The sequence below is a fragment of the Ichthyenterobacterium magnum genome (genome assembly GCF_003610635.1).
Lineage (GTDB): Bacteria > Bacteroidota > Bacteroidia > Flavobacteriales > Flavobacteriaceae > Ichthyenterobacterium > Ichthyenterobacterium magnum.
The window spans coordinates 103773-125182 of record NZ_RAQJ01000003.1 but is presented as its reverse complement, the minus strand read 5'-3'; the positions used below and the strand labels follow the sequence as shown (position 1 = coordinate 125182).

The window sequence follows — 21410 nt, the reverse complement described above, 5'->3', positions numbered from 1 at the left end:
AAGTATTCAGTTTACAGCCCTTAGTTTTACAGTCGTTACCGTACAAAAACTGAAACTAAATGTTACACTGAGCGTAGTCTAAGTGCTTTATAAGTACATAAATAAAATACTATTTAGAACAATTTCTAGCTTTTCAAAAAAAGCTAACGGCCAAAAGCTAAAAGCAAAAATAATGAGCAATACAATAATAGATACCAACTTTAACTTTCCTAATCAAAAAAGTGTTTATAAAGGAAAAGTAAGAGAAGTTTATAATATAAATGATGATTTACTTGTTATGATTGCAACAGATCGTTTAAGTGCTTTTGATGTTGTAATGCCTAAAGGAATCCCGTTTAAAGGTCAAATTTTAAACCAGATAGCAACAAGTATGATGAAAGCTACTGAAGATTTGGTTCCTAATTGGTTAATTGCAACACCAGATCCAAATGTAGCTGTTGGTCATTTATGTGAACCCTATAAAGTAGAAATGGTAATTCGTGGTTATATGTCTGGTCATGCTGCTCGCGAATATAAAGCAGGAAAACGGTTGCTTTGCGGAGTTGAAATGCCAGAAGGAATGAAAGAGAACGATAAGTTTCCTGAACCAATAATTACGCCTGCAACAAAAGCAGAAATGGGAGATCATGATGAAGATATTTCGAAAGAAGATATTTTAAAGCGTGGTGTAGTTTCTGAAGAAGATTATTTGGTTTTAGAAGATTATACACGAAAATTATTTCAACGCGGAACAGAAATCGCTGCATCTAGAGGATTAATATTAGTAGATACTAAATATGAATTTGGTAAAACTCAAGATGGCAAGATTGTTTTAATTGATGAAATTCATACTCCAGATTCTTCACGCTATATTTATGCAGACGGATATCATGAGCGTCAAGATAAAGGAGAACAACAAAAACAACTATCTAAAGAGTTTGTACGTCAGTGGTTAATCTCTAATAATTTTCAAGGCTTAGAAGGTCAAACAGTTCCTGAAATGAGTGAGGATTATATAGAGTCGGTAAGTGAACGTTATATAGAGCTTTTTGAAAATATTACGGGAGAAACTTTTGTGAAAGCTGATGTAACAAACATTCAAGAACGTATTGAAAAAAATGTTCTCAACTATCTAGATTAATTTTTTAAACGTACAGATAGAATTCTAACATCAGAAAGCGGACGATTGTTTTCATCAACGTCTATTTTTGCAATAGAATCTATGACTTGTAAACCTTCTATTACCTGTCCAAAAACAGTATAGTTTTGGTCAAGATGCGGTGTGCCACCAATGGTTTTATAAATGTCTCTATGCGACTGCGGAATAGCATATTTTTTAAAATTCGAGTAAGATTTAGCTATTGCGTTTATACTGTCATTTATAGAATTATAGAGTTCTTTATTGTCTTCATCAATTGCTTTTGTATAGTCTAACCAAAGCGGTCTATATAACGAATCATTTATAGTATAATGCCTTGCAAGCATTTTGTTAATTCGATATTCTAATGTGTCAATTAGACTGTCATTAAGTACTTTTCCTTGTACAATATAAAATTGAATAGCACTAGATACGCGATCTAAGGATTCAATTCTAGCTGTAGCTAAAGCCCCTTTTTTGTGAAATAGGGTTGGATTGAATTCGGCTTTTACGGTATAGCCCAAATCACCTTCTCCAAGAAGTGTTTTTGATGCAGCATTGCGACTTTCTGGATCTCCGCCTTGTATCATAAAGCTTTCAATAACACGATGAAAGAGTAAACTATCATAAGCTTTTTTGTTTACAAGTTTAATAAAATTATCACGATGTAAAGGCGTTTCATTAAAGAGCTCCATACTCATAGTGCCATGAGATGTAACCATTTGCACAACGCTTCTTTTTTGATTTTCAATTTTTACTGTTTCAGGTTTTGAATTACAGCTCAAAAGCAAAGAAATAAAAAGTAATGCAAGTTTAATTTTTAATAGTATTTTCATAGTGATAATAAAAATTCGTGCCTCGAAGTTAAGAGTTTTTTAATAATGAAAGTTTAGTATAAACTTCTTTAGTACATTTATAACGATTAACGAGAAGCTATTTCATGAATACTTTAAATGAATTTATTGCAGATTTTTCCTCATTTGTTTGGGGATTACCTTTAGTAATTCTATTAATTGGTGGCGGAATATTTCTTCTTATTTATTCAAAGTTTTTACCTTTTAGATACCTAGGTCATGCCATTCAAATTTTACGTGGTAAATATGACAATCCTAACGATTCTGGACAAATCACCCATTTTCAAGCTTTAACAACAGCCTTGTCATCTACAATAGGTATGGGAAATATTGCTGGAGTTGCAGTTGCCATTTCTATTGGCGGTCCAGGAGCAATGTTTTGGATGTGGGTAAGTGCCATTGTAGGTATGAGCACTAAATTTTTTACATCTACACTTGCAATTATGTATAGAGGTAAAGATAGCGATGATGTATTGCAAGGTGGACCAATGTATTTTATAATGGAAGGCTTAGGGAAATCATGGAAACCTTTAGCAGTTATGTTTAGTGTTTTTGGCATGATTGGAGCACTTCCTGTTGTTAATGTTAACCAGTTAACCCAAGCAATTAATGATATTATATTAGTTCCAAATGGGGTAGAAGTCAGTTTTGTTTCTAATCTAACTATAGCCATTGTTTTAGTCGTTTTAACGTCAGTAGTAATGTTTGGTGGATTAAAACGTATTAGTAGTACAGCAAGTAAAATGGTGCCTTCTATGGTATTGCTTTATTTTGTGTTTGTCATGATTATACTTGTATCTAATTATGAAGTAGTTCCAAAATACTTTCTTATGCTGATTACAGATGCATTCTCTGCCGAAAACTATAAAGGAGATCCAATGTTAGGTGGTGTGCTTGGAGCATTAATTTTGCATGGTATTCGTCGCGGTGCATTCTCTAATGAAGCAGGAATAGGAACAGCACCTTTAGCTCATGGAGCAGCAAAAACCAACGAGCCAGTTCGTGAAGGATTAGTAGCTATGTTAGGACCAGCAATAGATACCTTAGTCGTTTGTACATTAACTGCCTTAGCGATTTTAGTGACAGGAGTTTGGGAAACAACAGGCAATAATGGTGTTAGTTTAACTGCTTCCGCTTTTAGAGAAACAATGCCTACAATTGGGCCTTATTTACTTATGCTTTGTGTCTTTATTTTTAGCATTTCGTCACTGTTTTCATATTCGTATTATGGCACTAAATGTTTATCATTTTTAATTGGAGCAGATAAAAAACACTACTATAGTTATATATATGTTTTGAGTATCATTCTTGCTGCAACAACACCTTTTAGCCTAATGCTTAATTTAATAGATGGCGTATTTGCCTTAATGGCAATTCCTACAATGTTAGCTACACTTATTTTGGCACCAAAAGTATTGAAAGAAATTAAAGCTTATACTCGAAAAAATTTGCGTTAAAGTTTGTATTTTAGTACAGTAAATAATTGTAATATTTTAATACACATTCATGCACAGATTTCAAATAAACTCTTATCCAGCATATCAAAAAGCATATAAACGTAGTATAGAAGAACCTGAAGCTTTTTGGGATGAGATAGCATCGTCATTTGTATGGAGAAAAAAATGGACTAAAACGTTAGAATGGGACTTTACAAAACCTGAAGTTAAATGGTTTCAAGGTGGACAACTTAATATTACAGAAAATTGTTTAGATCGCCATCTTGAAAAACGAGCAAATCAAACCGCTCTTATTTTTGAACCTAATAATCCAAATGATGCAGCTCAATATTTCACTTATAAAGCCTTGCATAGTAAAGTATGTCAGTTTGCTAATGTTTTAAAAGCTAATAATGTAAAAAAAGGAGATCGCGTGTGCATTTATATGCCTATGGTTCCAGAACTCACATTTGCTGTTTTAGCATGTGCGAGAATAGGTGCAGTACATTCTGTTGTTTTTGCCGGATTTTCAGCTGCGGCTTTATCTGCTAGAATAAATGATGCAGCTTGTAAAGTCTTATTAACAGCCGATGGTGGTTTTAGAGGTGATAAAATAACACCATTAAAATCAATTGCAGATGATGCTTTAAAAACATGCCCTTCAATAGAAAAAACAATTGTTTTAAATAGAACCAATTCAGAAGTTATAATGCAAGCTAATCAAGTTTGGTGGCATGAAGAATTAAGTAAGGTAGATGATAATTGCCCTGTAGAAATTATGGATGCCGAAGACATGCTTTTCATTCTTTATACATCAGGATCTACAGGTAAACCTAAAGGCATGGTTCATACTTGTGGCGGTTATATGGTATATACTGCTTATACGTTTAGAAATGTTTTTCAATATAGATCTAGTAGAGCTGTAACTTTAGGAAGAGAGGCAACACGTGCCGGAGGTCCAGATGTGTATTGGTGTACCGCAGATATAGGTTGGATTACGGGACATAGTTATATTGTATACGGACCGTTAGCAAATGGTGCAACAACTGTGATGTTTGAAGGTGTACCAAGTTATCCAGATTACGGGCGTTTTTGGGAAATTTGTGAAAAACATAAAGTAAATCAATTTTATACTGCTCCAACAGCAATTAGAGCATTGGCTAAGCATCCTATAAATTTGGCTGAAAATTACAATTTAAAGCATTTAAAAACATTAGGAACAGTTGGAGAGCCAATAAATGACGAAGCATGGAATTGGTATAACGATTATGTAGGTAAAGGAAAATGCCCAATAGTAGATACATGGTGGCAAACTGAAACAGGAGGAATTATGATTTCATCATTAGCTGGAGTAACAAGAAGTAAGGCTACTTATGCAACTTTACCACTGCCAGGCATACAGCCTGTTTTATTAGATGAAAACGGAGAAGAAATAGTTGGCAATCCAGCACAAGGCATACTAGCTATTAAGTTTCCTTGGCCATCAATTGCAAGAACTATTTATGGTAATCATGAACGTTATAAAAACGTGTATTTTTCAGCTTATAAAGGTAAGTATTTCCCAGGAGATGGTGCTTTAAGAGATGAGGTTGGAGATTATAGAATAACTGGTCGAGTAGATGATGTTATTATAGTTTCTGGACATAACTTAGGAACTGCTCCAATAGAAAATGCCATTAATGAACATGAAGCGGTAGTTGAAAGTGCTGTAGTTGGTTTTCCTCACGACATTAAAGGCAATGCATTATATGCTTATGTTATTTTATATGATGGTTATACAGCATCAGATGAATTGCTACAGTCTATACGACAAAAAGTAGCAGATACTATTGGTCCTATTGCAAAACCAGATAAAATTCAGTTTACTCAAGGTTTACCTAAAACACGTAGTGGAAAAATTATGAGACGTATTTTGCGTAAAATAGCTCATAATGACACTACTAATTTAGGAGATACAAGTACACTATTAAATCCAGAAGTTGTACAAAGCATTATTGATGATGCAATTTAACATTTTTATAATACAAGTGAAAAACATAGTTGAAAGTAGTAATATTATAAAATTTAAACAGATACAGGAATTGTAAGTAAAAAGTTATTATAAAATATTAAACTTTATTTTGAAAGAACTGAACCAAATTAAAGAAGAACGACTAAATAGTCGCTCTTTTTTATTAAGTATAATTTGACTCTTAAAAATGTTTTTTAAATAATTGAATAACTGAAACTATTATTTAACTTGTGAGCATATACGTATTAACTAACTAAACTTAAGAACGGAATTAACATGAAAAAACTAGCACTACATTGGAAAATATTGATTGGAATGGTTCTAGGAATCATTTTTGGTTATATCATGTTGCAAATCGATGGAGGAAAAGGTTTTATTTCAGATTGGATTAAGCCATTTGGGTCCATTTTTGTAAAACTCTTAAAGTTAATTGCTGTTCCGTTAATTCTAGCATCTTTAATAAAAGGGATTTCAGATTTAAAAGATATTTCTAAATTTAAAAACATAGGTATACGTACCATAGGAATTTATATTATGACAACTGTAATAGCAATTTCTATTGGTTTAGTTTTAGTGAATGTTTTACAACCTGGTGATGGTGTTTCAGAAGAAACCATTGCAAAATTAACAACAACGTATTCAGAGAATAGTAGTGTAAAAGGAAAAATAGCAGAAGCAACAAAACAAGTTGAAAGCGGCCCGTTACAATTTTTAGAAGACATGGTTCCTGATAATGCTTTTAAAGCAATGAGTAATAATGGTCTTATGTTGCAGGTGATTTTCTTTGCGATCATTTTAGGCATATCTATGTTATTAATAGGAGAGAAGCGTGCAAAACCAATGAAGGATATTTTTGATTCTTTAAACGACGTCGTTTTAAAAATGGTAGACCTCATTATGCTTTTTGCACCTTATGCAGTTTTTGCGCTCTTAGCAAATGTAGTAGTGTCATCTGGTGATCCAGATATTTTAATAGCATTAGCACAATACTCAGGAGTTGTTGTATTAGGCTTAGTATTAATGGTTGTATTTTATACTGTTTTAGTTGGAACATTTGCTAAAAAGAATCCGTTTTGGTTTTTAAAGCAAATCAGTCCAGCACAATTATTAGCATTTTCAACAAGTAGTAGTGCTGCTACTTTACCAGTTACTATGGAAAGAGTTGAAGAGCATATTGGTGTAGATAAAGAAGTGTCTAGTTTTGTGTTGCCAGTTGGAGCAACTATAAATATGGATGGTACTAGTTTATATCAAGCTGTAGCTGCTGTTTTTATATTTCAAGCACTTGGACTAGATTTAACCTTTGGCGATCAATTAACAATAGTTTTAACAGCCTTATTAGCATCTATTGGTAGTGCTGCCGTGCCTGGAGCAGGAATGGTTATGCTAGTCATCGTTTTAGAATCTGTAGAATTGCCACCAGAATTATTGCCAATTGGTTTAGCTTTAATCTTTGCTGTAGACAGACCTTTAGATATGTGTAGAACAGTAATTAATGTTACCGGTGATGCAACAGTTTCTATGTTAGTTGCTAAATCTGTAGGTAAGCTAGGTGAACCAAATATTAAAAATTGGGATGACCATTATGATGAGGTAAAATAACTATATCATCATTTAACTTAACCACTCTAAAATAGTGTAGAGTTAGTTTGCTATAGCTTTTATACGTAAAAGCAAAAGAAAAGACAATACTCCAAAAACCAAAAACCCAACAAAAAGCGGTAACACAGAGTCTGTTACAAAACTACCTATGTAATTTGCAATAGGAACTGCCATAACTGTAGAAATAAATCCATTTATTGCTGCGCCAATACCTGCAATATGACCTAATGGTTCCATAGCTAGTGATCTAAGATTCCCGAAAAGAAAACCAATAGCAAAAAATTGCAATAAGAAGAAGCTAATTAAAACACCTATACTTGGGTTCTTTCCAGAAAAAAACAACAAAACATATAATACAGAAACAATAACATAACAGATTGTTGCTATGTAAGCAATTTTAAACGAACCAAATCTAATTACTAATCTGCTATTCGCAAAGGTAGCAGCGCCAACAGCAATTGCTGTGCTTGCAAAGAAATAAGGAAACAATTCTCCAAGATTATATTGTACTTGAAATATTTGTTGCGATGTACTAAGGTAAACCATAAAACTACCAGTAATAAAACCAGATATAAATGTAAAAATTACTGCATCTTTATGTATAAAAAATTCTTTAGTACCATCAATAAAAATTCGAGAAGAAAATTTAATACGTTTCTTTTTTTCTAATGTTTCTGGTTGTCGTTTCCAAAACCAAATAATAATAAGTAAACCAAATAATAGGTTGGCATTAAAAATGGCCTGCCAATTAAAAGAACTTAATAGTAATTGACCAAAAGTTGGTGCTATAATTGGCACCAAAATAAAAAACATCACAACTATCGATAATATTTTAGCCATATAATCACCACTATAGCTATCTCTAATCATAGCAATGGCTATTGTTCTAGGTGACGATAATCCAATACCTTGCAGAATGCGTCCAATAAGCATGACTTCAAAGCTTTTTGTGGTTACACAAATAATACTGGCAATCACAAAAATTATAAACCCAGCATAAACAATTGGTTTTCTTCCAAAACTATCAGATAAAGGTCCAAATACAAGCTGACCAAAACCTAATCCTAAAAAAATCATGGTTATTAGTTTTTGGTTATTGCTAATGTTTATTACACCTAAAGCATCACCAATTTCAGGAAGCGCTGGTAGTAAAGCATCAATAGATAGCGCAACTATAGACATTAATGCTGCTATTAAGGCAACAAATTCAAGCTTAAACGTGGGTTTGTTTTGCATCACGCAAAAGTAAGCTAATTATTTTCTACTTTTATGGTATGGAAGCGCATTATCAATTAAGTGACCAAGACTTTGTTTATCAATTTGAAAACATAATTTTAGACCCAAAATTATTTTCTCACGAAGCGCATTTACGCATTGCTTGGATTTATATTAAAAATAATAATATTGATTATGCAATAGCTCAACTAAGGGAGCAATTAATTAAATTTGTTACTCATTTAGGAGCTAGAGAAAAGTATAATGAAACAGTAACTGTTGCAGCAGTAAAAGCTGTATATCATTTTTATTTGAAATCTAATTCTGAAAACTTCAAAAGCTTTATTGAAGAGTTTCCTAGATTAAAAACCAATTTTAAAGATGTGTTAGCACAACATTATAATATTGATGTTTTTAATTCTGAAATTGCAAAATCTTCTTTTTTAGAGCCAGATAAGTTACCATTTAACTAATATTACAGAGCAATGCTTAATCAAACATTAATCAAATTATTTACAAGAGATTTAAATAAACTTAAAATAGAAATTCAAACATATAATGATGAGTCTACAATATGGATGACTACTGAGAATATATCTAACTCAGCTGGTAATTTGGCATTACATCTTGTAGGTAATCTTAATCATTTTATTGGAGCCACAATAGGAAAGACTGGCTATATAAGAGAACGAGATTTAGAGTTTTCTTTAAAAAACATACCAAGAGATACTATTTTAGAGCAAATAGATGATACAATTCATGTAATCACTAAAGCCTTAAAAAGCTTGTCTTCTGAAGATTTACAAAAAGAATATAAAAGACGTTCTTTTGAAGATTATATGACTACAGAATATTTTCTAGTGCATTTAACGACGCATCTTTCATATCATTTAGGGCAAATTAATTATCACAGACGTTTATTAGATGTGTAGTCTCAATATTGCTTTCAGGCATTTTAAAATAGATGTATTAAAACCTAATCAAGGCGAAGCCTTTTTTAATTTAATAGATAGCAACAGAGCGCGTCTTGAAGATTTTTTTGCAGGAACTGTATCTAAAACCAAAACACTTAAAGATACTATTGGTTATTGCAAAGAAATTCAACAACGTATAAAGGATAAAAGCTACTTTCCTTACCTAATTATAGATATTAATACCAACACATTTATTGGTCTGGTTGATGTTAAAAACATCGATTGGAATGTCCCAAAAGCTGAATTGGGTTATTTTATTGATATAAACTATGAAGGTCAAGGTGTTATTTCAAAAGCTTTAAAACATGTAGTAGAGTATTTAACTGTCGCCTATAAGTTTAGAAAGTTACTATGTCGTGTTGGTAGTAAAAATGAAGGTAGTATTCATGTTGCTTTAAAAAATAATTTTGAATTAGAAGGTTCTATAAGAAGCGATTATAAAACGACTAAAGGCGAAATTGTAGATTTAAACTATTACGGAAGAGTTTTTAGTTATAATAACTAAGCATAGGTCTTATATCATTATCTTCGCCTCGTATTATAAATCTAATTATGTCTTTTAAAAAACTAATAGAACCTTTAAACGATGCACTCAAACGTAAAGGTTTTGAAACGCCTTTAGCATTTCAAAAACAAGCATTGTCAAAAATTAAAGGTGGTGCTAATCTTTTTGGTATTGCTCAAACGGGTTCTGGAAAAACAACAACTTTAGTTATTAGTGTAATTCAAAAACTTAAAGGAATTGCGTTTGGCGATTCTCCTCGTGCTTTAATAATAGTTAAAGACAAGCAATCTGCTTTAGATTTAGAGAACGAATTTAAAACCTTTACAAACCAGACAGATTTGCGAGTGTATTGCGCTTATGAAGAACGAACTATTGATGCGCAACGCGATGAAATATATGTAGGTGTAGATATTGTTATTGCTACGCCAAAACGATTAAACAAGCTTTTTTTCTTAAACGGTATTCATGTTAGTGAAATGCAATTATGTATTGTTGAAGACGCAGAGTTTTTATTTAAAGGAAATGGTTTTTCTGAAGTATCTCGTATTGCTGAAAGCATAGGTAAATGTCAATATGTAGTGTTTTCAACAACATTTGATTCACGATTTAAAAAATGGCAAGATACCTTTATGTACAACTCACAAATTATAAAAACCAACTAGAGTAATAAATAGCTAAATGAATACTTTGTTAGTTACAAAGGAATATTACCATGTTTACGTTTTGGTCTGTCTACATGTTTGTCTTCTAACATAGAGAAAGCTTTTATCAATTTACGTCTCGTATTTTTAGGTAAAATAACTTCATCAATAAATCCACGTTCCGCAGCGCTATAAGGATTAGCAAACAAGTCTGCATATTCTGCTTCTTTCTCTTTCCATTTTGCATCTTTGTCTTCTGCTGCATTAATCTCACGTTTAAAGATAATTTCTGCTGCGCCTTTAGCTCCCATAACTGCAATTTCTGCACTAGGCCAAGCAAAATTCATGTCTGCGCCTATATGTTTTGAGTTCATTACATCATAGGCACCACCATAAGCTTTACGAGTAATAACTGTTACTCTTGGTACAGTTGCCTCACTTAAAGCATATAATAATTTAGCACCATGAACAATAATGCCATTCCATTCTTGGTCTGTTCCTGGTAAAAATCCAGGCACATCTTCTAATACCAATAACGGAATATTAAAAGCATCACAAAAGCGTACAAAACGCGCTGCCTTTTTAGAACTGTTAACATCTAAAACACCAGCTAAAAACATAGGCTGATTTGCCACAATACCAATACTTCTTCCTCCAAGTCGTGCAAAACCTACAAGTATGTTTTCTGCATAATCTTTATGAATTTCATAAAAAGAATCTTCATCAATAATACCCGAGATTACATCATGCATATCGTAAGGTTTATTGGCATTATCTGGGACGATACTTGACAAACTATCTCTTACTTCATCTTTCAAATTAAAAGGAAGTAGAGTAGGCGTTTCGGTATTGTTCTGTGGTAAATAACTTAGCAACTGCTTTACATCTTCTAAACACTCAACATCATTAGTTGAGGTTTTATGTGCAACACCAGATTTTGTTGAGTGAGTACTTGCACCTCCAAGCTCTTCGCTAGTTACTTCTTCATTAGTTACTGTTTTTACAACATTTGGTCCAGTAACAAACATATAACTTGTGTCTTCTACCATGATAGTAAAATCTGTCATAGCTGGAGAATAAACAGCACCACCAGCACATGGTCCCATAATTGCTGAAATTTGCGGAATTACTCCAGACGACTGCACATTTTTATAAAAAATATCTGCATAACCACCTAGAGAACGAACACCTTCTTGAATTCTTGCTCCACCTGAATCATTTAAACCAATTAATGGTGCTCCAACTTTAAGAGCTAAATCCATAATTTTGCAAATTTTTTCTGCATGAGTTTCAGAAAGTGAACCTCCAAATACAGTAAAATCTTGAGCAAATACATAAACCAGACGACCATTTACGGTTCCATAACCTGTAACAACACCATCACCATAAAAGACTTGTTTGTCCATACCAAAGTCTTTGGTTCTATGGGTTATTAATGCTCCAATCTCTTCAAAAGAATGGTCGTCTAATAAATAGTGTACGCGTTCTCGTGCAGTTAGCTTTTTCTTTTGATGTTGTTTATCTATTCTAGCTTGTCCGCCACCTAAATAGGCTTGAGCCAGTTTATTATTTAAATCTTTTATCTTAGAATCCATAGTTTTTAAATTTTGTCAGTCTTAATAAGGTCCCAGCTGCGCTCGACCTGACAGACATTGTTGTGACTTTTTAACTGTTTACTGCGACTGTTTACTTAATTGGTAAGCGTAGTGTTTTTTGGTCTTCAATGTATTTCTTTACAGCTATTAAAGCGGCAATTTGAGCTTCTTCTTTTTGCTTTTCTTTTAAGGCTTCAGGTGAATAATACTTTTTCACAAAATGTGTGTCGAAATTTCCTGAACGAAATGCTTCATGCTCACAAACAAAACTTCCAAAAGGTAATGTGGTTTGTATCCCTTCAATTTTATAATCCGTTATAGCTTTTATCATGAGTTGAATAGCTTCTTCTCGTGTATTACCATAAGTAATAAGTTTAGATAGCATTGGGTCGTAATATATTGGGATTTCCATGCCTTCCTCAAAACCATTATCTACGCGTATGCCTTTACCTACAGGTAGTTTGTATGTTTCAAGATTACCAACACTTGGTAAAAAATCATTTAAAGGATCTTCTGCATATACACGTAACTCTAACGCATGACCTTTAATTTTTAAGTCACTCTGTTGTATTTGAAGTGTTTCACCACGAGCAACACGAATTTGCAATTCTACTAAGTCTGTTCCTGTAATTAATTCTGTTACTGGATGCTCAACTTGTAGGCGAGTATTCATTTCTAAGAAATAGAAATTTTTATCATCATCTAAGAGAAACTCAACAGTTCCTGCTCCTAAATAGTCGCAAGCTTTTGCAACTTTTATTGCAGCTTGTCCCATTTTTTCTCTTAATTCTTGTGTTAAAACAGTTGAAGGTGCTTCTTCTACAACTTTTTGATGACGACGTTGTATACTACATTCGCGTTCAAATAAATGAATAACGTTACCATGAGCATCTGCCATAACTTGAATTTCGATATGACGAGGAGAGCTTACATATTTTTCAATAAACACAGAGCCATCTCCAAAAGCGGAAGTTGCCTCACTAATAGCGCGATTCATCTGTGATTCTAAATCTTTTTCTTGTTCAACAACACGCATGCCTTTTCCGCCACCACCAGCTGATGCTTTAATTAGTATAGGAAAACCAATGTCTTTTGCTATAGTTTTTGCTTTCTCTACATCAGTAATTGCCTCATCAATACCAGGAACCATAGGAATGTTATAAGCTTTTACTGCGTCTTTAGCAGCTAGCTTACTTCCCATAATTTTGATGGCTTTAGACTTTGGACCAATAAATATAATGGCATTGGCTTCACAAGATTCAGCAAAATCTGCATTTTCACTAAGAAAACCATAACCAGGATGAATTGCATCTACATTTAGGTTTTTTGCTACTTCAATAATTTTATCACCTAATAAATACGATTGGTTAGAAGGCGCTTCTCCTATTAAAACGGCTTCATCTGCATATTTTACATGTGGCGCATGCCTATCTGCTGTAGAATATACTGCAACAGTTTTGATTCCCATTTTTTTTGCAGTTCGCATAACACGAATAGCAATTTCTCCTCTATTTGCAACAAGTACTTTTTTTATATTTTTTTTCGCCATGAATACACGAATATTTTATTAGTTAGATACGTATTATACGCTTATTCAAACTCTATTAATAATTGGTTTTTTTCTACAGCATCACCTTTACTAATGGCAATAGATTTAATAATTCCGTCTCGAGGTGATGCGATTACATTTTCCATTTTCATGGCTTCTAAAATTAAAAGCGAATCATTTTCTTTAACTTCATCTTCAGCTTTCACGTTTATCTCTAAAATTAATCCTGGCATAGGCGCTTTTATATTGTTTACTTTTTTTGAAGCTCCAATTTCAAAACCCATATCTTTTATTAAAACATCTAAATCATTAGTAATGTTTATTTTATATGTGTTGTTATTAACCTTTACTTTATATTTTTTTTTGTTAAAATCGTCTTCAATAATTTCTGTTTTATAAGACGTGTTATGTTGAATAACATGAGATTTGGCATCAGAAATTTTTATGCTATCAAGTTTTGAAACATCATCTTTAGTGATATCAAAATCGAATGTATTATTTACATTCGTTTTAAAAGATTGACTCATTTATGTAGTTTTATTTGAGCGATAAAGATATAATATATCAGGGAATGTTTTTATAAATCTATTTTAAATTTTGAGTTGTTTTGATGCTTTTTAATAGCTTTTCTGGATAATATAATTCCAATAATAAGTGACACAAAAGCACCAATCCAAACACCAGGAATAAACTCAATAAATAAAAAGAAATCATACGCGCCATGAAATAGAGTAGCAAAAAACAACCCTAAGAGGTTAAGTTTTATGCGATTATTAGAGAATTTTGCTTTACCCATAAAATAACCCATAATAATCCCAAAAGTAGCATGTGCAGGCACAGCAGTAAATGCTCTTACTAAAGCAGTTTGCGCGCCGCCATCTAAAACGTACATTATATTTTCGGTTGCGGCAAAACCCATAGATACCATAACGGCATACATAATACCATCGTATGGTTCGTTAAATTCTTTATTTGGTTGCGCATAGTAACGCACCATGATATATTTACTAAATTCTTCTGTTAGACCTACAAGAAAAAAGGCTTTTATAAATTGTTGTAGCACGCTAGTTTTATCATTTAGTGGCAGTACCAAGTCTATAAGTACATAAATTAATGTAGTCACTATAATACTAACAATAGCACCTAATAGAAAGTTTTTAAATAGGAATGATTTTGGTTCTTTCTCATGCTTATCTTTTAGGTAAACATAAACTATGATAATAAAAATTGGAGCAACTGCTAACAAGAGTAATGTCATGCTGAAAATTACTAATTTTTTATGGTCTTAGTGATTTGCTCTAATACAAATTTGTAATAATCTTTATTAGACTCTACAAAATGATTATTTGTAGTGCTATTTTTTAAAAGTGAAATAAACTTTGAAATACTAACTAATTTTAAAGCTTCAACTTCACCTTCTTGTGGTTGAAGCTTACTAATCTCTACGTTTAATTGAGCAATATAAACCTGATGAAATTCATTATCCTGAATTTTACCATTACTATAACTAGTTTCATGAAGAAAGGTTCCAATCTTTTTAAGATTATCAGCATTTAGTTGCAAGCCAATTTCTTCTTTAGTTTCTCTTAAAGCAGCTTCAATGAAAGATTCTCCGGCATCCACATGTCCGGCAACAGATACATCCCATAGTAAAGGATGAATTGCTTTTTTGTGAGAACGTTGTTGTAGTAAAATTTCAGTTTCATTTGTATAAAGCCATAAATGAATGGTATTATGATACCAACCATTTAAGTGGGCTTCAGATTTTAAAGCTGTTTTACCTGTTGGTTTACCATCTATAGTTACTATGTCGATATATTCATCCATAATAAAAAAAACCTCAATGAAGAGGTTTAATTAAATTTTGATTTTACTATTTAAAATACGAAAAGGTTTCACCTTCTTCAATTTTAAGCAATGTTTCATAAATCATTTTAATCACATTTTCAACATCTTCTTTATGAACCATTTCTACTGTTGTATGCATATAGCGAAGCGGTAATGATATTAAAGCTGAAGCAACACCGCCATTGCTATAAGCAAAAGCATCAGTGTCTGTTCCAGTAGCACGAGATAACGCAGAACGCTGAAAAGGTATTTTCTTCTCTTCGGCAGTATCTGTAATTAAATCACGTAGTTTTTGTTGTACTGCTGGTGCATAAGCAACAACAGGACCTTTACCTAACTCTAAATGACCTTCTTTTTTCTTATCAATCATTGGTGTTGTTGTGTCGTGAGTTACGTCTGTAACAATAGCGACGTTAGGTTTTATGGTTTGTGTTATCATTTCGGCACCACGAAGTCCAATCTCTTCTTGTACAGAGTTTGTTACATACAAGCCAAATGGTAAGGTTTTCTTATTTTCTTTAAGTAAACGTGCCACTTCAGCTATCATAAATCCACCCATTCTATTATCTAAAGCACGACATACAAACTTATCTTTATTTAAAATATGAAATTCATCTGGATAGGTAATTACACAACCTACATGGACGCCCATTTTTAAAACTTCAGCTTTATCTTTAGCACCAACATCTATAGTAATGTTATCTGGTTTTGGAGCTTCTTCTTTTGCTCTGTTTCTAGTGTGAATTGCAGGCCAACCAAAGACACCTTTTACAATACCTTTTTTAGTATGAATGTTAACCACTTTACTAGGTGCAATTTGATGGTCGCTTCCTCCATTTCTAATTACATAAATTAATCCGTTATCCGAAATATAATTAACATACCAAGAGATTTCATCGGCATGACCTTCAATAACCACTTTGTATTTTGCATCAGGATTTATAACACCAACAGCAGTTCCGTAAGTATCTGTTATAAATTCATCAACGTAAGGTTTAAGATAATTCATCCAGATTTTTTGACCTTCCCATTCGTATCCTGTTGGTGATGCGTTGTTTAAATAGGCTTCTAAAAAATCAATAGATTTTTTATTTAGTATGCTCTTTTTTGCCATAAGACTTATGTTAGTTTTTTAGCCATTAGATATGGCATTGTATTACTTTTAGTGTATTTTGTAAAAATAATAGGATTTCTTTAGTTATTGCTACATGATAAAAAATATTTTGTAACAAAAGCTATTATTTTTACACCAATCATCAAATAAAATAACTTAAAACAACAAACAATGAAGTTAGTCATCAAAGATTTAACAAAAACCTATAAAAACGGTGTCAAAGCAATTGACAATTTAAACTTAGAAATTGGAACAGGAATGTTTGGTTTATTAGGTCCAAACGGCGCAGGTAAATCCTCTTTGATGAGAACCATAGCGACGCTTCAGAGCCCTGATTCTGGTTCTATTGAGTTTGGTGATATTAATGTAATTGAAGATAAAATGGCATTACGTAAAATTTTAGGATACTTACCACAATCGTTTGGTGTATATCCTAAAATGTCTGCCGAAGCCTTGTTAGATTATTTTGCGACATTAAAAGGTGTAAGTTCAAAATCTGAAAGACAAGCTTTAGTTAGGGAGGTTTTAGAAATCACTAATTTATATGATGTACGTACAAAGCATGTTGCTGGATATTCTGGTGGTATGAAACAACGTTTTGGAATAGCGCAATTACTTCTTAACAATCCAAAATTAATAATAGTTGATGAACCTACTGCAGGCTTAGATCCAGCCGAGCGTCATCGTTTTTTAAATGTATTAAGAGAAGTTGGAACTAATTGTACAGTAATTTTTTCAACACATATTGTTGAAGACGTTAAAGAGTTATGTAATGAAATGGCTATTTTAAATGGAGGACGCATTTTAAAGCATACAACACCAATTGAAGCTGCTGACGAAATTAAAGGACAGATTTGGACTAAGATTATTGAACGCGAAGACTTAGAAACTATGGAGGCAACTTTCAATATTTTGTCTTCAAATTATAATCAAGACAATACATTAAATATTCGTGTGCATGCTTTAGAAAAACCTGCTGATGATTTTGTTTCTACACCACCACAATTAGACGATGTATATTTTATTGCTTTAAAACAAGACGAGCCAGTTTTGGCATAATCTAGTTTTAAATTTAACTCATTAAACAATAAAATTTATGTTTTCTACAATTTTCATACACGAATTAAAATACTGGTTTAAACGACCAGCATTCTATATATACATGGCTATATTTTTTATTATAGCTATGTTTTTTGCAGCTAGTTCTGCAGGAATATTTGATAGTATAACTGTTACTACTGGTTCATCTTCTATAGTTAATTCTCCATCTGGTGTTACTGGTTTGTTTAACGGCATGACCATATTGATATTCTTTTTGTTTCCATCAATTATTGGTGTTTCAGTATATCGGGATTATAAAAGTGAAATGCATACCATTTTGTATTCGTATCCATTTACAAAAGCTAATTATTTATTTGCTAAATTTTTCAGCTCTATACTTATTGTAACACTTATTGTTTTTGTAATAGGTATAGCGATGGTTATTGGGTTTAGGCTTCCTGGTACCAATCCAGATATTGTTACATCATTTGATATCAAATCATATTTTAATGCTTACTTGGTCTATATATTACCAAATATATTATTGTTTGGAGCTATTGTTTTTGCGGTAGTTACGTTTACAAGAAATATTGCTGCTGGCTTTATTACTGTTATTCTATTGCTTTTTGTACAAGGCCTGATGGAGAATTTGCTGTCAGATCCTGATAATAGATATATAGCCGCAATTTTGGATCCTTTTGGAGCCGCTGCATCAAGTTATTACACACGGTATTGGACAGTTGCTGAGCAGAATGAATTGCATTTGCCTATAAAAGGTGTGATTCTTTATAACCGTTTTTTATGGTTAGCCATTGCAGCAGTAGTATTTGGTTTTGTTTATAAATTCTTTACGTTTAGTCAAAACGCAATCTCGTTTAGTTTCAGAAAGCAAAAAGGCGAGCGTACCACAAAAAGTAATTTTGGAGGTATTACAAGAATTAATTTACCAAAAGTAAATTTTGACTATTCATTTTTACAAAACTTAAAAACAACTTGGAAATTATCTAATATTGATTTTAAATACATTATTAAGAGCTGGCCTTTTATAAGTATCATTCTTGTAGGATTAATTATCATATTAATTGCTTTATCAGAAGTAGGAAACCTTTTCGGAACCGATACACTGCCAGTTACATGGAAGATGCTTAATGGAGGAACTGCTTTTACTATAGCTATAAACATTTGTACATTTTTATACGCAGGAATGTTAGTGCATAGAGGTGAAATTGCTAAGATGGATAATCTTGTGGATGTTACTCCAGTACCAAATTGGACATTATTTATGTCTAAGCTAGTTGCACTTATAAAAATGCAAGTAGTACTATTGGCAGTAATCATGTTGTCTGGTATTTTATTTCAGATTTATAAAGGTTATTTTGATTTTGAAATTGGGCATTATTTAAAGGAACTATATGGGCTTAAATTAATTAACTATGTTATTTGGGCGTTGTTAGCACTTTATATTCAGACCCTAATTCGTAATCCGTATTTAGGCTTGTTTGTTATGATTGTACTTTCTATTGGAATTCCATTTTTAAGTTTAGCGGGAATTGAGCAAGCAATTTTTAAATATAATGAAGGACCAGGATTTAGATATTCTGATATGAATGGTTACGGTAACTCATTTTCTAGATACTTTGCATATAAAGTTTACTGGTTATTAGCAGGCTTAGTCATGTTAGTACTTACTGGATTGTTTTGGGTTAGAGGCATACCACATTCTTTTAAAGAACGATTATTTATTGCTAAATCACGTTTTAAAGGCTTAACAATTGTTGCTTTTTCAGTTTTCTTAATTGGTTTTTTAGCTTTAGGTTATAGAATTTATCATGAAAACAATGTTTTAAACGAACGTACATCTTCAAAAGAACGTGAGCTACAAACAGTAGAATGGGAGAAGACCTATAAAAAATATGAAGGAGCTGAGCAACCAAGAATAGTTTCAGTGAAAGCAAATGTTAATATTTTTCCTAAAGCGCGAAACTTTGATGCTAGTGGAACTTATGTTATGGTAAATAAAACTGAAGTTGCTATAGATAGTATCTTTTTAAATCATAATGATTACCCTAGCACTTTTGATTTTAACAAAGAAAACACGTTAGTGTCTGAAGACACGATTTATAATTTTGATATTTATCAGTTAAAGCAAGCCTTACAACCTGGAGATAGCTTGGAGTTAAGCTTTACAGTTAAAAATAAACCAAACACATGGTTGCGTAGAAATTCTCCAGTAAGAGCAAACGGAACATTTTTAAATAATTTCCAGATGTTTCCAAATTTAGGTTATAATGGTGGCGAGCTTACAGATAACAAAACGCGAGAGAAGTACGATTTACCTCCAAACGAATTAAAACCACATCCATCAGATTCTACAGCTTTGGGTAATACTTACATAGCTAAAGATGCCGATTGGATAGACTTTGAAGCCACAGTAAGTACATCTGATGACCAAATAGCAATAGCACCTGGTTACTTACAGAAAGAATGGACAGAAGATGGGAGACGCTATTTTCATTATAAAATGGACAGTAAAATACTTAATTTCTATGCATTTAATTCGGCTAGGTATGAAGTTAAAAAGGATAAATGGAATGATGTTAATTTAGAAATTTATTACCATAAAGGACATGAGTATAATTTAGATAGAATGATGGCTGGTTTAAAAGCGTCTTTAGAGTATAATTCTAAAAACTTTAGCCCATATCAACACAGACAAGCGCGTATTATTGAGTTCCCAAGAACAGGAGGAAGTTTTGCACAATCATTCCCTAATACTATTCCGTTTTCAGAAGGTGTAGGTTTTATTGCAGATGTAGATGATACAGAAAAAGGTGGTGTTGATTACCCGTTTGCTATTACGGTGCATGAAGTTGCGCATCAATGGTGGGCACATCAAGTTATTGGAGCAGATGTTTTAGGTGCAACAATGTTATCAGAAAGTTTATCAGAATATGTATCCCTTAAAGTGTTAGAGCATCAACAAGGTAAAGACAAGATGCGTAAGTTTTTAAAGAAAGCTTTAGATGATTATTTAACGCAAAGAACTTTTGAAAGTAAACGTGAAAAGCCATTAATGTACAATGATGGTCAAGGTTATATACGTTATCAAAAAGGGTCACTAGTATTTTATGCATTGAGTGATTATATTGGAGAAGATGTTTTAAATAATGCTTTAAAAACGTATGTAGAGAAAGTGAAATTTCAAGAAGCACCTTATACAACGTCTATAGATATGGTTAATCATATTAAAGCTGTTACACCAGATTCATTACAGTATGTTATTGATGATATGTTTGAAACCATAACACTTTACAAAAATAGAATTGTAGATGTTAAATCAACAGAGTTAGATAATGGTAAATATCAAGTAGATATTGAGTTTAATGTAAGTAAATATAGAAATGATGAGAAAGGAAAACGTTATTATGGCGAAAAAGAAGGAGACACGTTAACGTATCAAACAGAAAAGATGAAAAGACCAGAGCTATCTGTGAAACTAGCAGATTATGTTGATATAGGGATTTTTGGAGAAGAAGATAATGATGGTGAGAAGAAAGAAATAGAATTGTATTTAAAAAAGCATAAGATTACTGAAATCAATAATAAAGTTTCGATAATAGTTGACGAAAAACCTGTTGAGGTTGGTGTTGACCCTTATAATAAGCTCATAGATACAAACTCAGACGATAATAGACGACGTTTCTAAAGCTCAATAGAATTTTAAAAAACTCATAAGCAAAATAGTTTATGAGTTTTTTTATGACTTAAATATAATATTAATAAGAAATTAAGGTTTAGCACTAAGTAAATTATTAATTTTACTCCGACTGATTTTAATTTAAAAATACGTCGTCATGAACCTATTTATTAGTGAAGATTTATTATAAAATATATTTTTAATTAGGCTT

18 protein-coding genes are annotated in these 21410 nt (G+C 32.2%); 10 read left to right on the top strand and 8 right to left on the bottom strand.

Annotated elements, in window-relative coordinates:
- The first annotated feature begins 172 nt into the window (after positions 1–172).
- A complete protein-coding gene (locus tag BXY80_RS08840) occupies positions 173–1120 on the top strand; it encodes a phosphoribosylaminoimidazolesuccinocarboxamide synthase (protein WP_120201561.1) in 948 nt (315 codons plus the stop codon).
- Here BXY80_RS08840 and BXY80_RS08835 read toward each other — a convergent pair.
- On the bottom strand, positions 1117–1953 hold the full coding sequence (locus BXY80_RS08835) for a peptidylprolyl isomerase (RefSeq protein WP_120201096.1): 837 nt from the start codon (positions 1951–1953) through the stop codon (positions 1117–1119). The two genes, BXY80_RS08840 and BXY80_RS08835, sit on opposite strands and share 4 nt — an antisense overlap.
- A gap of 104 nt (positions 1954–2057) precedes the next feature.
- Here BXY80_RS08835 and BXY80_RS08830 point away from each other — a divergent pair, with 104 nt between their 5' ends.
- The 3 genes from BXY80_RS08830 (at position 2058) to BXY80_RS08820 (ending at position 7020) form a co-directional block, all read left to right on the top strand.
- Positions 2058–3428, top strand: coding sequence for an alanine/glycine:cation symporter family protein (locus tag BXY80_RS08830; protein ID WP_120201094.1), 1371 nt, complete (start codon positions 2058–2060; stop codon positions 3426–3428).
- Positions 3429–3477: 49 nt separating this feature from the next.
- Positions 3478–5418, top strand: a complete 1941-nt coding sequence (gene acs, locus BXY80_RS08825) for an acetate--CoA ligase (protein WP_120201093.1) — start codon at positions 3478–3480, stop codon at positions 5416–5418.
- A gap of 276 nt (positions 5419–5694) precedes the next feature.
- Positions 5695–7020 (top strand): dicarboxylate/amino acid:cation symporter, encoded by a 1326-nt coding sequence (locus BXY80_RS08820; protein ID WP_120201091.1) that lies wholly within the window; start codon positions 5695–5697, stop codon positions 7018–7020.
- Between the two features lie 42 nt (positions 7021–7062).
- On the opposite strand, the gene BXY80_RS08815 is transcribed toward BXY80_RS08820, so the two are convergent.
- Entirely contained in the window at positions 7063–8256 is a 1194-nt protein-coding gene (locus tag BXY80_RS08815) for a multidrug effflux MFS transporter (RefSeq protein WP_120201089.1), read from the bottom strand.
- 38 nt (positions 8257–8294) lie between these two features.
- Here BXY80_RS08815 and BXY80_RS08810 point away from each other — a divergent pair, with 38 nt between their 5' ends.
- Genes BXY80_RS08810 through BXY80_RS08795 form a run of 4 tightly spaced genes read left to right on the top strand, consistent with a single transcriptional unit; the run spans position 8295 to position 10376 of the window.
- Positions 8295–8708 (top strand): hypothetical protein, encoded by a 414-nt coding sequence (locus tag BXY80_RS08810; RefSeq protein ID WP_120201087.1) that lies wholly within the window; start codon positions 8295–8297, stop codon positions 8706–8708.
- A 12-nt stretch (positions 8709–8720) separates the two neighbouring features.
- Positions 8721–9167 (top strand): DinB family protein, encoded by a 447-nt coding sequence (locus BXY80_RS08805; protein ID WP_120201086.1) that lies wholly within the window; start codon positions 8721–8723, stop codon positions 9165–9167.
- Complete coding sequence (locus tag BXY80_RS08800) at positions 9160–9714, top strand: GNAT family N-acetyltransferase (protein ID WP_245977230.1); 555 nt, start codon at positions 9160–9162, stop codon at positions 9712–9714. The genes BXY80_RS08805 and BXY80_RS08800 overlap by 8 nt, the downstream gene beginning before the upstream one ends.
- A 47-nt stretch (positions 9715–9761) precedes the next feature.
- Positions 9762–10376 (top strand): DEAD/DEAH box helicase, encoded by a 615-nt coding sequence (locus BXY80_RS08795; RefSeq protein WP_120201084.1) that lies wholly within the window; start codon positions 9762–9764, stop codon positions 10374–10376.
- Positions 10377–10408: 32 nt separating this feature from the next.
- Here BXY80_RS08795 and BXY80_RS08790 read toward each other — a convergent pair whose 3' ends face one another.
- From BXY80_RS08790 to BXY80_RS08765, 6 genes are all read right to left on the bottom strand, one after another.
- Positions 10409–11950 carry an acyl-CoA carboxylase subunit beta gene (locus BXY80_RS08790; RefSeq protein ID WP_120201081.1) on the bottom strand — a complete coding sequence of 514 codons (1542 nt, stop codon included), beginning with the start codon at positions 11948–11950 and terminating at the stop codon, positions 10409–10411.
- 91 nt (positions 11951–12041) lie between these two features.
- Positions 12042–13484 carry an acetyl-CoA carboxylase biotin carboxylase subunit gene (gene accC, locus BXY80_RS08785; RefSeq protein ID WP_120201557.1) on the bottom strand — a complete coding sequence of 481 codons (1443 nt, stop codon included), beginning with the start codon at positions 13482–13484 and terminating at the stop codon, positions 12042–12044.
- Between the two features lie 56 nt (positions 13485–13540).
- Entirely contained in the window at positions 13541–14026 is a 486-nt protein-coding gene (locus BXY80_RS08780) for an acetyl-CoA carboxylase biotin carboxyl carrier protein subunit (protein WP_120201079.1), read from the bottom strand.
- A 50-nt stretch (positions 14027–14076) separates the two neighbouring features.
- Positions 14077–14757: a PrsW family intramembrane metalloprotease gene (locus tag BXY80_RS08775; RefSeq protein ID WP_120201077.1), complete on the bottom strand. Its 681-nt coding sequence runs from the start codon at positions 14755–14757 to the stop codon at positions 14077–14079.
- Between the two features lie 11 nt (positions 14758–14768).
- The gene (locus BXY80_RS08770) at positions 14769–15326 is read right to left on the bottom strand and encodes an NUDIX hydrolase (RefSeq protein WP_120201075.1); all 558 of its coding nucleotides are present in this window, start codon (positions 15324–15326) and stop codon (positions 14769–14771) included.
- Between the two features lie 46 nt (positions 15327–15372).
- Entirely contained in the window at positions 15373–16461 is a 1089-nt protein-coding gene (locus tag BXY80_RS08765) for a M42 family metallopeptidase (protein WP_120201073.1), read from the bottom strand.
- 171 nt (positions 16462–16632) lie between these two features.
- Between BXY80_RS08765 and BXY80_RS08760 the strand changes: the two genes are divergently transcribed.
- Together BXY80_RS08760 and BXY80_RS08755 are read left to right on the top strand one after the other, a co-directional pair.
- A complete protein-coding gene (locus BXY80_RS08760) occupies positions 16633–17520 on the top strand; it encodes an ABC transporter ATP-binding protein (protein ID WP_120201071.1) in 888 nt (295 codons plus the stop codon).
- Positions 17521–17557: 37 nt separating this feature from the next.
- The gene (locus tag BXY80_RS08755; protein WP_120201069.1) at positions 17558–21208 is read left to right on the top strand and encodes an ABC transporter permease/M1 family aminopeptidase; all 3651 of its coding nucleotides are present in this window, start codon (positions 17558–17560) and stop codon (positions 21206–21208) included.
- Positions 21209–21410: the final 202 nt, after the last annotated feature.